The organism is Luteibacter pinisoli (genome assembly GCF_006385595.1).
Lineage (GTDB): Bacteria > Pseudomonadota > Gammaproteobacteria > Xanthomonadales > Rhodanobacteraceae > Luteibacter > Luteibacter pinisoli.
The window spans coordinates 3428685-3442733 of record NZ_CP041046.1 but is presented as its reverse complement, the minus strand read 5'-3'; the positions used below and the strand labels follow the sequence as shown (position 1 = coordinate 3442733).

Below are 14049 nucleotides of genomic sequence, written 5' to 3'. Positions count from 1 at the left end.
CACATGGCAGCTTCCACCAACCTGATGGGCACCTTCCGGCAGATCGGCCGCCGTGGCGTCGCCGCACCGGTCGCCATGCTGATCATGCTCGGCATGATGATGCTGCCGCTGCCGCCGTTCATGCTGGACCTGCTGTTCACCTTCAACATCGCGCTGTCGCTGGTGATCCTGCTGGCCACCATGTACGTGATGCGGCCGCTGGAGCTGGCCTCGTTCCCGACGGTGGTCCTGTTCGCCACGTTGCTGCGCCTGGCCCTGAATATCGCCTCCACCCGCGTGGTGCTGCTGCACGGCCATAACGGCCCGGGCGCGGCCGGCAAGGTGATCGAGGCCTTCGCCGAGTTCGTCATCGGCGGCAACTTCGCCGTCGGCTTCGTGGTCTTCGCCATCCTCACCATCATCAACTTCGTGGTGGTGACCAAGGGCGCCACCCGCGTGTCCGAAGTGACCGCCCGCTTTACCCTCGACGCCATGCCCGGCAAGCAGATGGCAATCGACGCCGACCTCAACGCCGGCCTGCTCACCCAGGAACAGGCGCGCGAGCGCCGCCAGGAAGTCCGCGAGGAAGCCGACTTCTACGGCTCGATGGACGGTGCCTCGAAGTTCGTCCGCGGCGACGCCACCGCCGGCATGCTCATCCTCGCGATCAACATGCTGGGTGGCTTCTTCATCGGCATGTTCCAGCATGGCCTGTCGGCTAGCGAAGCGGCCCGTACCTACACGCTGCTGACCATCGGTGACGGCCTCGTCGCCCAGGTGCCCGGCCTGATGCTCTCCATCGCCACGGCGGTGATCGTCACCCGCGTGTCCAAGTCGCAGGAGATGGGCAAGCAGGTGTTCGGCCAGCTGTTTGCGCAGCCGAAGGCGCTGGGCGTGGCCGCGGCGGTGCTCGGCGTCATGGGCCTGATCCCGGGCATGCCGAATATTCCGTTCCTCCTGCTGGCGGGCATCGCCGGCTTCGCCGCGTTCAAGCTGCACCAGGGCAAGCAGGCGCCAGCGACCGGCACGCCGGGCGCGCCGGGCACCGAGCTTGCCGCGCTGGAGGCCGCGCCGCCGGCCGAGCGCCTCGAACTGTCGTGGGAAGACGTGGCCCAGGTGGACACCATCGGCCTCGAAGTCGGCTACCGCCTGATCCCGCTGGTGGACAAGGCGCAGGGCGGCGAACTCATGGCCCGCATCAAGTCCGTGCGGCGCAAGCTGTCCCAGGAGCTGGGCTTCCTGGTGCCGTCCGTGCACATCCGCGACAACCTCGACCTGGCACCGCATGGCTACCGCATCTCCCTGATGGGCGTGCCCATGGGCGAGGCCGAGATCCATACCGAGCGCATGCTCGCGATCGACCCGGGCCGGGTGCACGGCACCATCAACGGTATCGCCACGCGCGACCCGGCCTTTGGCCTGGACGCGGTGTGGATCGAGCCGGGCATGCGCGAACACGCGCAGACGCTGGGCTACACCGTGGTCGACCCGGCCACCGTCATCGCGACGCACCTGTCGCACATCCTGCAAAACCACGCCCACGAACTCATTGGCCACCAGGACGTCCAGCAGCTGCTCGACCGCCTGGCCCAGCAGACCCCTAAGCTGGTGGAAGACCTGGTACCCAAGCGCCTGTCGCTTGGCGCCGTGGTCAAGGTGCTGCAGAACCTGCTGGCCGAGCGCGTGCCCATCCGCAACTTCCGCGGCATCGTCGAATCGCTGGCGGAGCATGCGGGGCAGAGCCAGGATCCGGGCGTGCTCGCCGCCGCGGTGCGCGTCACCCTCGGTCGCCAGATCGTCCAGGAAATCGCCGGCCTGGGTTCGGAAGTGCCTGTCATTACTTTGGCGCCGGAGCTCGAACAGATCCTGCTGCAATCCCTGCAGGGTGGTGGCCCCGCCGGCGCGGCCGTCGAGCCGGGCCTGGCCGATCGCCTGCAGAAGAACGTCGCCGAAGCCGCGCGTCGGCAGGAAGCGGCGGGTGAACCGGCCGTGCTGCTGGTCTCGCCGGCCCTTCGTCCCTGGTTGTCGCGCTTTACGCGCCATGTGGCCCAAAACCTGCATGTACTTGCCTACAACGAGGTTCCGGATAACCGCCGCGTCAAGTTGGTGACGGCACTGGGACGCTAGACATGACGTACCGCGCGACAAGAACAGGATCGATCGCATGAAAATCAAACGATTCGTTGCTTCCGATATGCGCCAGGCCATGCGCCAGGTGCGTGACGAGCAGGGTCCGGACGCCGTGATCCTCTCCACGCGGCGCATGGACGACGGCATCGAGATCATCGCTGCGCTCGACTACGACGAGGCCCTGGTCCGCGAGGCCGGCTTTGCGTTCGACGAGCCGCAGGCGGAAGAGAAGCCCGGCATCATGCGTGCGGTGCGCGATACCCGCGAAGCCGAGCGCCTGGCCCGCGTCGACCAGGCCCGCGCCGCCACGGCCGCCGCCGTCGAGCGTGCCGCGAAGGCCGCGCCGGCCAACCCGAACGCGCCGCAGCGCCAGTCGTCCTCCGCGCTCGCCGCCAGCGTCGCCGACGTGGTGCGCGCCGCCACCGTCAGCGCGCCGCAGAACGACACCGCGGTGAACGGCATGCGCGCCGAAATCAACAACCTGCGCGAGATGCTGGAAGTGCAGCTCTCCGCGCTGGCCTGGAACCAGATGGACCGCGAGCAGCCGCTGCGCGCCCGTGTCCTTCGCGAGATGACCCGCCTCGGTATCGACGGCGACGTGGCCCGCGCCCTGTGCGCCGAACTGCCCGCGGACATGACCGTCGAGCAGGCCCGTTACCTGCCGCTGGGCATCCTCTCGCGCAACATCCGCACCAGCGGCCGCAACTTCGACACCGTCGGGGGTGGCATCACCGCCTTCGTCGGCACCACCGGCGTCGGCAAGACCACCACCATCGCCAAGCTTGCCGCCCGCGCGGTGCTGCGCCACGGGGCTTCCAACGTCGCGCTGATCAGCGCCGACCAGTACCGCATCGGTGCTGGCGCGCAGCTGGAACACTATGGGCGCCTTCTGGGCGTGCGTGTGTATAACGCCCACGACGCCGCCAGCCTGCGCACGGTGCTGCTGCAGCTGCGTGGCAAGCACACCGTACTGATCGACACCGCTGGCCTGGCCGGCAACGACCCGAAGCTGCAGCAGCAGTTCGAGACGCTGCGTGCGATGGCCGACGTCCGCGTGTGCCTGGTGCTCGCCGCCAACGCCCAGGCCCAGGCCATCGACAACGCGGTGCGCGCCTATGCGCCGCTGAAGCCGCAGAGCGCCATTCTTACCAAGCTCGACGAAACCCCGCTCCTGGGTGGCGCGCTGTCGGCGGTGATCCGCCACGGCATGCCGCTCGACTACACCACGGATGGCCAGCGCGTTCCCGAAGACATCGCCACTGCTGACGCACGCAAGCTGGTCTGCCTCGCCGCCCAGATGCTCAAGCAGCGCAACGACGAACCGGATGACGCCATACTTGCCGACCGCTTCGGCTTCGCGTCTTCACCGGCCCTGGCCTGATCGCAGATTCTGACGAACGTGACCCCGGCAACCGCATCCGCAACCTCTTTCACGGCAGTGAACTCCTTCATGACCACACACGTCGACAATTCCCAGGCCGCCACGCTTAACTGGCTAGCCGACCGCCGCCCCACGCGGAGCATCGCGATCGCGGGCGGCAAGGGCGGCGTGGGCAAGACCACGGTGGCCGTGAACCTCGGCATGGCCCTGGCCATGGGCGGGCGTGACGTCCTCCTGCTGGACGCCGACCTCGGCATGGCCAATATCGACGTGCTGCTCGGTCTGCAGCCCACGCGCCATCTCGGTCACATGCTCGAAGGCGCCTGCGCCATCGAAGACCTGGTGCTGGAAGCGCCGCATGGCCTGAAGGTGATCCCGGCCACCTCCGGTACCCGCCGCATGGCCCAGCTGCCGAACATCGAGCATGCCGCCGTCATCCGCGCCTTCGACGAATACCCGCTGGCGCCGGAGTACCTGATTGTCGACACCGCCGCGGGCATCTCCGATAGCGTGTCGATGTTTGCCGCCGCCTCCGACGAGGTCGTGGTGGTGGTCTGCGACGAGCCGGCCTCGCTCACCGACGCCTACGCACTCATCAAGGTGCTGTCGCGCGAATTCGCGGTGAACCGCTTCCGCATCGTGGCCAACATGGTTCGCCACGCGCAGGAAGGCCGCCAGCTGTTCGAAAAGCTCTCCCGGGTGACCAATCGGTTCCTCGATGTGTCCCTGGATTTCATGGGCATGGTTCCGCACGACGAGTACCTGCGCCAGGCCATCCGCCGCCAGTCGGCGGTGGTCGAAGCCTGGCCCAGCAGCCGTTCGGCGGTGGGATTCAAGAATATGGCCAGGTCGGTCGATACATGGGGTGAACCCGAACCCCGTGGTCAGGGTCGGATCGGCTTTTTTGCCGGCCGCGAGCACGTGGGGGGAGGGCTGCCGTTGTGAGCGTCGCGAGCGAATACCTTGAAATCACTAAGGTTCCGGCCGATCAACTGGTAAAAACGCACGCGCCGCTGGTGCGCCGGATTGCCTATCACCTGATGGGCCGCCTGCCGCCCAGCGTCGATGCGAACGACCTCATGCAAGCCGGGATGATCGGCCTGCTTGAGGCGGCAAGGAACTATTCGCCGACTCGCGCGGCCAGCTTCGAAACCTATGCGGGCATCCGCATTCGTGGCGCCATGCTGGACGAACTGCGCAAGACGGACTGGACCCCGCGCTCCGTGCACCGAAAGTTGCGCGAAGTGGCGGAAGTCACCAGGCAGATCGAGAACGAAACCGGCGGCGACGCCAACGACGTGGAAGTGATGAAGCGTCTTGGCATCGATGCCATGGAGTACAACCAGATCCTGGCCGACGCGGCGAGTGCGCGGTTGCTGAGCCTGACGGCGCCGGAAGGCGACGAAGGTTTCGCGATCGACGTGGCCGACCCGGACGCCGCGGGCCCGGACGGCCTGTTCGAAAAAGACGGCCTGCGCCATGCGCTCGCCGACTCGATCGACGGGCTTCCCGAGCGCGAAAAGCTGGTGATGTCGCTGTACTACGATGAAGAACTCAACCTGAAGGAAATCGGTGCGGTGTTGGGAGTGAGCGAATCGCGCGTGTGCCAGATCCATGGCCAGGCCCTGATCCGACTCCGTGCACGCATGTCAGGTTGGAAAGACAAACACTAAGAACGACGCGGCAGTAAGGCGGAGAACGTTTTGGACAAGAACATGAAAATCCTCGTGGTGGACGATTTCTCCACCATGCGGCGCATCGTCCGTAACCTGCTGGTGGAGCTGGGTTTCACCAACACGCTCATCCAGGAAGCGGAAGACGGCAACGCGGCGCTGGCGCTGCTGCGCTCGCAGCCCATCGACCTGGTGGTCACCGACTGGAACATGCCGAACATGACCGGCATCGACCTGTTGCGTGCCATTCGTGCCGACGCCGCGCTGAAGAAGCTGCCGGTGCTGATGGTCACGGCCGAGAACAACCGCGACCAGATCATCGCAGCCGCGCAGAGCGGCGTGAATGGTTACGTCGTGAAGCCGTTCACGGCCGTCACGCTGAAGGAAAAGCTCGACAAGATCTTCGAACGACTCGCTGCGGCCGCGGGCTAAGGGACTGACCATGAACACGATGATTTCCGCTGGCCAGGACGTGGCCCCCGAACTGCGCGAGCTGCTCGACGCCGACGATAGCGTGGCTTTTGAAAAGGCGCTCGACAGCCTTATCCGCAGCCGCGAGCAGCACCTGTTCATGGCGCTGGGCCACCTGGCGCGCGACCTCCACGAATCCGCCCGCCGCCTTGCCGCCGATATCTCCAGCGAAGGCATCCCGGGCACGATGAGTGACGCGCGCAAGCACCTGCGTGACGTGCTCGAAATGAGTTCGCAGGCGGCCCACCGCACGCTGGATTTCAGCGACAAGTTGCGCCCGCAGGCGCAGGCCCTGGCGAAAGAGGCCGACGAGCTGCTCGTGCTCGACCAGGCCGACCCCGTCTTCAACGTCAACGCGACGGCCCTGGCCGTGCGCGTGGGCGATTTCGCGCAGAGCTGCGACATCGGCTTCGGCGAAATGGTCGAAGCGCAGTCCTGGCAGGATCTGTCCGGCCAGCGCGTCGCCCAGGTCGAAGCCTTCATGGCCAAGGTCGAGTCCTCGCTGATCGAGCTGGTGCGCCTCACCGGTTCGCTCGCGGGTGGCAACACGCCGGCCGCGGACAAGGTCAGCCAGGACGAAGTGGATCGCCTCCTCAGCGAATTCGGGTTCTGAGCCCGGCATGAGCGTGGAGCTGGACAACGAGCTGCTCAACGTCTTCCTGATCGAGGCGCGCGAACTGCTCGAGACCCTGGGCGAACAGCTCGTGGACCTCGAGGCCTCGCCGGAAGACAGCGAGCTCCTGAACGCGGTATTCCGTGCGTTCCATACCGTAAAGGGCGGTGCGGGCTTCCTTGGCCTGAACGCCATGGTGGAACTGTGCCACCGCGCGGAAGACCTGCTCAACGAGGCGCGTAACGGCGCCATCGTCCTCAACGCCGGCCTGATGGACGCGTTGCTGGAGTCGCTCGACCTGCTCAACGACATGATGCGCGCGGCCGACGCCGGTGTACCCGCCGAGCCCGCGCCGCGTTCACTGCTTGATCGCCTGGTGATCCCGGGTCGTGCCGCTTCTGCCGCGCCGGTGGCCCTGGCGGTGCCAATCAGCGCCCCACGCCAGCCGGCGCCCGCCGCGGCGCCGGCGAAGCCTTACGATCCGATCGAAGACGAATTCGAGGCCCTGCTCGACGCCGCGCGCGCCGACCGGGCGCCCGCGCCGGCATCCACCGGCACCATTTCCGACGACGAATTCGAATCGCTGCTGGATTCGCTTTACGGCACGGCCGCTCCCGGCGCGTCCATCGACGCCGATGTGCCCAGCGCATCGGTTGCCGATGCGCCCGCGGCGGCCGACAGCAACGCCATCAGCGATGACGAGTTCGAAGCCCTGCTGGACCAGCTCTACGGTACGGCTGCGCCGGGTGACGCCGAACTGCCGACGCAGGCCGCTCCCGTCGCCGTTGCTGTTGCCGAGCCAGTCGCGCCGGCCGTGGCACCGATTGCCGCGCCGGTGGCTGAAAAGCCCAAAGCGGCTAGCGCGCCGAGCGAAAAGCGCCAGCCGGCCGCTGCCGCCGATACCACCGTGCGCGTTGATACCCATCGCCTCGACAGCCTTGTCGACGCCGCGGGTGAGCTCGTGCTGGTGCGTAATCGCCTGACCAATCTCGCACCCCGCGGCACCAACGACCCGATGGAACGCGCCATCGGTGAGCTGGAGCGCGTGGCGGAAGACCTGCAGAACGCCGTGCTGCGCATGCGCATGCAGCCGGTGGGCAAGCTGTTCTCGCGGTTCCCGCGCATCGTGCGCGACCTGGCCCGCCAGCTCGGCAAAGAGATTGAGCTCGTCACCGAAGGCGAAGACACCGATATCGACCGCACCGTGGTGGAGGCCCTGGCCGATCCCCTGGTGCATCTGCTGCGCAACGCCGTGGACCACGGCATCGAAATGCCTGACGTCCGCGAAGACGCGGGCAAGTCGCGTTCCGGCACCGTGCGCCTCGCGGCCGGCCAGTACGGCGACCGCATCGTCATCACCGTCACCGATGACGGCAAGGGGATGGACCCGGAAGTCCTGCGCCGCAAGGCGGTCGAGAAGGGCCTGATGGATGAAGAGCAGGCCGCTCGCCTCGACGAGCGCGAATGCTACGAAATCGTCTTCCGCCCCGGGTTCTCCACCGCCAGCCAGGTCTCGGATATTTCCGGCCGCGGCGTCGGCATGGACGTGGTGAAGACAAAAATCGTTGAACTTGGCGGTACCCTGTCGATTGATTCGCGGGTGGGCCATGGCAGCACGGTGCGCCTCTCGGTGCCGCTGACGCTCGCGATCCTGCGCGTGCTGATGGTGCGCGTGGGCAACCGCCTGCTGAGCCTGCCGATGTCCAACGTCGCCGAAGTGTTCGAGCTCGCCGAAGGCCAGGTCCAGGAACTGGACGGCCGCGTGGTGGCCGCGCACCGCAACCGCGCGCTGCCGCTGGCCGACCTCGGCAACTGGGCGGGCGCGCAGGGCAGGGGTGGACACGTCGTCGTGGTGCAGATCGGCCACCAGACGCTGGGTTGCCTCGTCGACGAAGTGCTGGGCCGTGAAGATGTGATGGCCAAGCCGCTCGGTCCCTTCCTGAAGGGCGTGCCCGGCGTGGCCGGTGCTACGATCACCGGCGATGGACGTATCTCACTCGTACTTGACCTCGCGGGCCTGGCCGATGACAGCGGCCAGGTGCTGCCCAGCCTGAGGATGGCTGTCTGATATGGATATCGTGAGCGTTGTCGGCACGATCCTGGCCTTCCTGGTCATCATCGTGGGGACCATCCTCAAGGGCTCGAGCCTCGACGCCCTGTGGAATCCTGCCGCCTTCGTCATCGTCTTCCTCGGCACCTTCGCCGCGCTGCTGGTGCAGACCCCGGGCCCCGTGCTCAAGCGCGCCTGGGCCATGCTGCCGTGGGTGTACCGGCCACCCGATATCGAATCCGAGAATCTCGTCACCCGCATCGTCGGGTGGAGCGAGATCTCACGACGCACGGGCCTGCTGGGCCTGGAGCCCGCCATCGAGCGCGAACAGGACCCCTTCATCCGCAAGGGGCTTCAGCTTTTGGTGGATGGCACGGAGCCGGACGCCATGCGTTCCGTGCTCGAGGTGGAAGTGTTCACCCGCGAACACATCGACATCGAAGCGGCCAAGGTGTTCGAGAACGCCGGCGCGTATTCGCCGACCATGGGCATCATCGGCGCCGTCATGGGCCTGATGGCCGTGATGCAGAACCTCGCCGATCCCAGCAAGCTGGGCCATGGCATCGCCGCCGCTTTCGTCGCCACGATCTACGGTATCGGCCTGGCCAACCTGCTGGCGCTGCCGATGGCGGCGCGCCTGAAAGGCCTGGCCCGCGCGCGCTCGCAGATGCGCGAAATCCTCGTCGAAGGCCTCGTCTCGATTGCCCAGGGCGATAACCCGCGGCACATCGAGAGCAAGCTGCAGGGGTTCCTGCAGTGAAGCGCCGCCATCACGAGGAACACATCAACCACGAGCGTTGGGCCATCCCCTATGGTGACCTGATCACGTTGTTGCTGGCGCTCTTCGTGGTGATGTACGCCGTGTCCGCCGTGAACGAAACCAAGTTCCGGGTGATGGCGCAATCCATCAATGAAGCCTTCAACGGCACCGGCAAGGTGATCGAGCCCACCCGCGACAGCACGCCTGCGGTGCAGGTGCCGCTGCCGAACCAGTCGCGTGCGCCGGCGGCCAGCCCGATCGCGAAGATCGACGTGCCGATTCCGCCGCGCAACCTGCCGCTGCCGGGCCACGAAGGCGCGGCCGCCGAGCGCCAGCCCGGCGAGAAGCGCCAGACGGCGCCGGCCGACAATGCCTCCGTGGGCAAGGTCGAGCAGCCCAGCCTCAGCCAGATTTCCGACGAAGTGCAGCGCGCGATGAAGCCGCTGATCGACAAGAGCCTCGTGAGCGTGCGGCAGACGCCGGACTGGCTTGAAATCGAAGTGCGCACCGACATCCTGTTCCCGGTGGGCGTGGCGAAGCTGCAGCCGGCCGCGCAGGACGTGCTGCGCAAGCTAGCCGGCATCCTCGCGCCGTTCCCCAACACCATGCGTGTCGAGGGCTACACCGACAACACGCCGATCGCGACGTCCACGTTCCCGTCCAACTGGGAGCTGTCGGCAGCGCGTGCGGCCACCGTGGCCCGCCTGCTCACCGAGCAGGGCGTGGACCCGCACCACGTCGGCATCATGGGCTTCGGCGAATTTCGTCCCACGGTATCCAACGCGACCGACGAAGGGCGCAACCGTAACCGCCGCGTGCTCATCGTCGTGATGGGCGACAAGGTGGAGAACACCCACGTGATCAGCGATGCCGACCGGGTCTCCGCCGCGGCAGCCGCCAGCGCACCGACGACGGGGGCACGCTGATGCAGGTCTGGGCGATATCCAACCAGAAGGGCGGCGTGGGCAAGACCACCACGGCGATGTCGCTGGGCAGCATGCTGGCCGCCGATGGCAAGCGCACGCTCCTGGTCGACATGGATCCGCATGCCTCGCTTTCGGGCTACATCGGTGTCGAGGGCGGGGCGCATGGGAGCGTCTACGACCTGTTCGGCGTCTCCAGCCTGCCGTTGCCGGTAGGCACCCTCGTGCATGCCACGCAGTGGGATCGCCTCAGCGTGCTGCCAGCGTCCGCCGCGATGATCACGCTCGATCGTCACCTCGGTACGAAGCCGGGCATGGGCCTCGTGCTCAGCCAGGCCCTCGCCGAACTGGCGCCGGATTTCGACCACGTACTGCTGGATTGCCCGCCGACCCTTGGCGTCCTGATGGTGAACGCACTGGCGGCGAGCGATCGCCTGCTCGTGCCCACGCAGACCGAGGCACTGGCCCTGGCAGGCCTGGAGCGCATGCTGCGCAGCCTCTCCATGATCGAACGGTCGCGGGGCAAGCCCATGCCGCGGACCATCGTGCCGACGCTGTACGACGCGCGCACGCATGCATCGCGCGCGTGCCTGGCCCAGTTGCGCGAAAAATACGAGGGGATCGTCAGCGAGGCGGTCATCCCCACCGATACACAGATTCGGGAAGCCAGCGCGGCGGGCGTGCCGCTCGCCTCGTGGCCGGCGTCCCGTCGCGGCGGCCAGGCCTATCGCCAGCTGCTGGCGGAACTGCTGGCGATGTCCTCGTCGTCCGTGACGGACGCCGCCGCATGATCGGCAACATGAGCGACGCCGAGCAGATCGTCGCCGGCTACCTGGCCGAACTGCTGACGCCCGCGCCTGTCACCGCGGACGCCTCACCCGCGCAGGTGACCGTCGTCGCCATCGAATCCTGGCGGAACACGGCAGCGCAGCCTGCGCCTGAAACGCCGACGGTGCCGCCGCGTTACCTGCTGTGCGTCGCCGCCGGCGTCCGCGTCGCCGTGTCGATGGCGGATGTCACGCACATGCTGCCGATGCCGCCGTTGACGCCGCCACGTAACGCGAGCCCGATTTGCCTGGGCCGCTGGCGCCATCCGAGTGGCGAGGCCCGTGTCGCCGATCTCGCGGCGATCCTTTCGCCCGACATGGCGGGCGCGCCCGCGCCGACGCTGGTGCTGCTCGGCGACCGCCGCTGGGCGCTCGCGTGCGAAGTCACCGACGAACCCGTCGAGATCGACGCGGCCCACGTGCAGTGGCGTGATGGCGCGACCACGCGCCCGTGGCTGGCGGGCATGTCCAAAGAACCGCGCTGTGGTGTCATCGGCACCGCGGCATTGATTGCATGGCTGGAACAGGAACTTGGCCCGTGAGTGATAGCAAACGCGAAGGCCGCGACCTCTGGCTCGGCTTCTCCCTCAAAGGGCAGCGCTACGCGGTGTCCCTGGCCGCCGTGCGCGAAGTGATCCGCCCCGGCGACATCACGCCGGTGCCGGGTGCGCCGACCGACGTCCTGGGTATCGTCAACCTGCGCGGGCAGATCGTGCCGGTGCTGGACGGCCGCCGTCGCTTCGGCCTCGATGGCCAGGTGGCGGTGGAGGAACTCGACGCGCAGCGCGTCATCGTGTTCGACGATTCCGGCACCACCGTCGGCCTGCGCATCGACGTCATCGGTGACATGCTCCAGTTCGACCCCGCGGAAGTCAGCCCGCCGCCGCCCGGCCGCGCCGAGCGCCGCGACGATCCCGTCAGTGGCGTCATTGCCCGCGATGATGGGTTCATCGCCCTGGTCGATGTGCCGCGTCTCTGCCGGGCCTGATGGGCTAGATTTAGATAAACAGAAGCTGAATAAAACCGTCGCGAAAAACCATCTTCCGACAAATCAGCTGTAGGCTGCTGTCCAACAAAGAGTTTTCACTCGACCTCTTGCGACAGACAGGGCCATCATGTCCGCCATTACTGATGCGCTGAACCGCCGGGGCGCGCTGCCCGCGGCCGACCTGTATCGCCAGGTCGCGGAGGACGTTGGCACGGAGCGCAGCTTCCAGCGCGCCATCAAAGCCGAGCCCCGGGTAGTCGCCCTCGGGCAAACCAGCCGCCGAGCCTACGCGCTCTCGCGCCCCGAGATCGCTCCCGTCCCCATTTTGCTCCGGGATGAAAAGGGAGTAGACCACGAGGTCGCCCGGCTCGTGGCCCTCGTCGCGGGGCAATGGTGGGTCCAGCCATCCGCCGCCGCGCCGGCCTGGATGCGCCTTGGCGAACGCGAGGGTACCCCCGGCGTGTTCCAGGGCCTTCCCTGGTTCCTGGAAGCCTTCCGACCAGCCGGATTCCTCGGGCGCGCCTGGGTGCGCGAACACGCCCACGCCCACGGCTGGACCTTCGACGTCAATGCCTGGACGGAGGACCAGGTGATCACCGCAGCCCTCCAGCAACCGTGGGACTGGCGAGGCAACCTTGGCCTCGCGCGTCTGGTCGACGGCGACGGCGAGCCGTTGATCGCCGACGGCCGCAGGGCGATCTACGCAGAACGTGCCGCACAGGTGCTCGATGGCGTCATGGTGGGGGCTTCCGCCGATGGCGAGCAGCCGAAGTTCACGGCCGTGGTCAACGATGGCGTCGGCTATCCGCCGCGGGCTGTGTTGGTGAAGTTTTCTCCGCCACTCACGAACGACCCCGCTGCGCAGCGGTGGGGTGACATCATGATTACCGAAGGGATTGCAGCGCAGGTAATGATGGCCCATGGCGTCCACGCGGCGCCGACACAGGTCTGGAAGCATGACGACCGCATCTGGCTGGAGACCGACCGCTTTGATCGTATCGGCGACCATGGCCATAGAGGCATGGCGTCCTTGCGTTCGCTCGCGCAGACGTTTGGCTACATGGGGCCGCAAAACGGCTGGGTCGGCGCGGTCGAGCATCTTGAGCGCCGTGGTGCCGTCGACGAACAGCAGCTGGCCAGGGCGCGCCAGCTCGCCTCGATTGGCCATCTGCTCGCCAATACCGACATGCACATGGGTAACCTTTCGTTCCTTCTTTCGGACGATCGCGAACCGTTGCTTACGGTCGCGCCTGCCTACGACATGACGCCCATGCGCTGGGTACCGGCTCCCAACGGCAACGTTCCCGTGCTGGTGTCCGAGCCACTGCCGCGTGTGGATGATCCAGGCGCACATGCGATCGCTCGCGACATCTGGGACGAGACGGCACGCCACGAACTGGTCAGTGCGGCGTGGGCGGAGTGGGCGGCGCACCGGGCAACCCAACTGGCAGCGCATACCCCATAAGCCTGTCCCTGTGGGCCATCCCTAGTGCGCCACACCCCGATGCGCTACCGTACTTCCGCTACCCCGGAGCCTCGCCCGCATGAACGCTGCCATCATCGGCTACGTACTGATCGCCTTAGCCGTCCTGAACCTCATCGGCCTGCTGCTGCTTTTCCGCCGTCTGGCGGGCACGCCGGCGGCGCCCGCCGCGGTGGCAGCGCAACCGGTGGTCATCGACGAATCGCCGGAGCCTGACCTGGCCCCGGTGACGCCGGCCATCGAGCCGGACCAGCTGGCCAGCATGCTGCGCCGCCTGGAAAACCGCCTTGGCGACATCGAAGACCAGGTGCGCCGCACGCCCACGGTGTCTGTCGCCTCCGAACCCGGCGCCACCACCGATCGCGCCCTGGCACTCGCCCAGCGTCTCGCGCGCCAGGGGGCCACGCCGCAGGATATCGCCGATACCTGCGGCATCTCGCTCACGGAAGCCGAGCTCCTGCACCGGCTCCACGCCGCACGCTAGCCCGCGCGCGTTGACGTCATCAGGCGTCGGCATCGAGCACAGCGACAGCTAGCGCAAACATCCCGTGGATGAGGGCGATGGCAACCCCCAGGGCAATCACTAGCGCCGAAAAAATGTAGTCCTCGCTGAGATACGCGGCAGCGCCCAGCGCCGTGTATCCGAGCAGCCAGACGACAGGCGTAAGCCATCTCGTAGACCAGTGCCTGCGCCGACAGGCGCTCTCATCACGGTGTGGTTGCGCGTCCTTGGCCGCCATGCGCTATCTCCTCGGTGTGCGAGGAGATAGG

General features: G+C 67.2%; 15 protein-coding genes. 14 read left to right on the top strand and 1 reads right to left on the bottom strand.

The window, feature by feature from the left end; genetic code table 11:
- Nucleotides 1-3 precede the first annotated feature (3 nt).
- The 14 genes from flhA to FIV34_RS15570 all read left to right on the top strand — a co-directional run bounded on the left by flhA (nucleotide 4) and on the right by FIV34_RS15570 (nucleotide 13762).
- Nucleotides 4-2106, top strand: a complete 2103-nt coding sequence (gene flhA / locus FIV34_RS15635; RefSeq protein WP_139984363.1) for a flagellar biosynthesis protein FlhA — start codon at nucleotides 4-6, stop codon at nucleotides 2104-2106.
- Nucleotides 2107-2143: 37 nt separating this feature from the next.
- The gene (flhF, locus tag FIV34_RS15630; RefSeq protein WP_139984361.1) at nucleotides 2144-3490 is read left to right on the top strand and encodes a flagellar biosynthesis GTPase FlhF; all 1347 of its coding nucleotides are present in this window, start codon (nucleotides 2144-2146) and stop codon (nucleotides 3488-3490) included.
- Nucleotides 3491-3559: 69 nt separating this feature from the next.
- Nucleotides 3560-4435 (top strand): MinD/ParA family protein, encoded by an 876-nt coding sequence (locus FIV34_RS15625; RefSeq protein ID WP_139984359.1) that lies wholly within the window; start codon nucleotides 3560-3562, stop codon nucleotides 4433-4435.
- Nucleotides 4432-5163, top strand: coding sequence for an RNA polymerase sigma factor FliA (locus FIV34_RS15620; protein ID WP_139984357.1), 732 nt, complete (start codon nucleotides 4432-4434; stop codon nucleotides 5161-5163). Before FIV34_RS15625 ends, FIV34_RS15620 begins: the two co-directional genes overlap by 4 nt.
- A 30-nt stretch (nucleotides 5164-5193) precedes the next feature.
- Nucleotides 5194-5595, top strand: a complete 402-nt coding sequence (cheY, locus tag FIV34_RS15615) for a chemotaxis response regulator CheY (protein WP_045828557.1) — start codon at nucleotides 5194-5196, stop codon at nucleotides 5593-5595.
- A gap of 10 nt (nucleotides 5596-5605) precedes the next feature.
- Nucleotides 5606-6247, top strand: a complete 642-nt coding sequence (locus tag FIV34_RS15610; RefSeq protein ID WP_211352645.1) for a protein phosphatase CheZ — start codon at nucleotides 5606-5608, stop codon at nucleotides 6245-6247.
- Nucleotides 6248-6254: 7 nt separating this feature from the next.
- Nucleotides 6255-8315 (top strand): chemotaxis protein CheA, encoded by a 2061-nt coding sequence (locus FIV34_RS15605; protein WP_139984353.1) that lies wholly within the window; start codon nucleotides 6255-6257, stop codon nucleotides 8313-8315.
- Between the two features lies 1 nt (nucleotide 8316).
- Nucleotides 8317-9057 carry a flagellar motor protein gene (locus tag FIV34_RS15600; RefSeq protein ID WP_139984351.1) on the top strand — a complete coding sequence of 247 codons (741 nt, stop codon included), beginning with the start codon at nucleotides 8317-8319 and terminating at the stop codon, nucleotides 9055-9057.
- Nucleotides 9054-9983, top strand: a complete 930-nt coding sequence (gene motD, locus FIV34_RS15595) for a flagellar motor protein MotD (RefSeq protein WP_139984348.1) — start codon at nucleotides 9054-9056, stop codon at nucleotides 9981-9983. Before FIV34_RS15600 ends, motD begins: the two co-directional genes overlap by 4 nt.
- On the top strand, nucleotides 9983-10771 hold the full coding sequence (locus FIV34_RS15590; RefSeq protein ID WP_139984346.1) for a ParA family protein: 789 nt from the start codon (nucleotides 9983-9985) through the stop codon (nucleotides 10769-10771). Before motD ends, FIV34_RS15590 begins: the two co-directional genes overlap by 1 nt.
- Nucleotides 10768-11349, top strand: a complete 582-nt coding sequence (locus FIV34_RS15585; protein ID WP_139984344.1) for a hypothetical protein — start codon at nucleotides 10768-10770, stop codon at nucleotides 11347-11349. The genes FIV34_RS15590 and FIV34_RS15585 overlap by 4 nt, the downstream gene beginning before the upstream one ends.
- On the top strand, nucleotides 11346-11795 hold the full coding sequence (locus FIV34_RS15580) for a chemotaxis protein CheW (protein WP_246058643.1): 450 nt from the start codon (nucleotides 11346-11348) through the stop codon (nucleotides 11793-11795). Before FIV34_RS15585 ends, FIV34_RS15580 begins: the two co-directional genes overlap by 4 nt.
- Before the next feature lie 127 nt (nucleotides 11796-11922).
- Nucleotides 11923-13260, top strand: a complete 1338-nt coding sequence (locus FIV34_RS15575) for a HipA domain-containing protein (RefSeq protein ID WP_139984340.1) — start codon at nucleotides 11923-11925, stop codon at nucleotides 13258-13260.
- 79 nt (nucleotides 13261-13339) lie between these two features.
- Entirely contained in the window at nucleotides 13340-13762 is a 423-nt protein-coding gene (locus FIV34_RS15570; protein ID WP_139984337.1) for a DUF2802 domain-containing protein, read from the top strand.
- Between the two features lie 19 nt (nucleotides 13763-13781).
- Here FIV34_RS15570 and FIV34_RS15565 read toward each other — a convergent pair whose 3' ends face one another.
- On the bottom strand, nucleotides 13782-14018 hold the full coding sequence (locus FIV34_RS15565; protein WP_139984335.1) for a hypothetical protein: 237 nt from the start codon (nucleotides 14016-14018) through the stop codon (nucleotides 13782-13784).
- Between the last annotated feature and the right edge of the window lie 31 nt (nucleotides 14019-14049).

Coding starts and splice junctions, on each gene's coding strand:
- flhA (WP_139984363.1), top strand. CDS start 4: ATGGCAGCTTCCACCAACCTGATGGGCACCTTCCGGCAGATCGGCCGC.
- flhF (WP_139984361.1), top strand. CDS start 2,144: ATGAAAATCAAACGATTCGTTGCTTCCGATATGCGCCAGGCCATGCGC.
- FIV34_RS15625 (WP_139984359.1), top strand. CDS start 3,560: ATGACCACACACGTCGACAATTCCCAGGCCGCCACGCTTAACTGGCTA.
- FIV34_RS15610 (WP_211352645.1), top strand. CDS start 5,606: ATGAACACGATGATTTCCGCTGGCCAGGACGTGGCCCCCGAACTGCGC.
- FIV34_RS15605 (WP_139984353.1), top strand. CDS start 6,255: ATGAGCGTGGAGCTGGACAACGAGCTGCTCAACGTCTTCCTGATCGAG.
- FIV34_RS15600 (WP_139984351.1), top strand. CDS start 8,317: ATGGATATCGTGAGCGTTGTCGGCACGATCCTGGCCTTCCTGGTCATC.
- FIV34_RS15590 (WP_139984346.1), top strand. CDS start 9,983: ATGCAGGTCTGGGCGATATCCAACCAGAAGGGCGGCGTGGGCAAGACC.
- FIV34_RS15585 (WP_139984344.1), top strand. CDS start 10,768: ATGATCGGCAACATGAGCGACGCCGAGCAGATCGTCGCCGGCTACCTG.
- FIV34_RS15575 (WP_139984340.1), top strand. CDS start 11,923: ATGTCCGCCATTACTGATGCGCTGAACCGCCGGGGCGCGCTGCCCGCG.
- FIV34_RS15570 (WP_139984337.1), top strand. CDS start 13,340: ATGAACGCTGCCATCATCGGCTACGTACTGATCGCCTTAGCCGTCCTG.
- FIV34_RS15565 (WP_139984335.1), bottom strand. CDS start 14,018: ATGGCGGCCAAGGACGCGCAACCACACCGTGATGAGAGCGCCTGTCGG.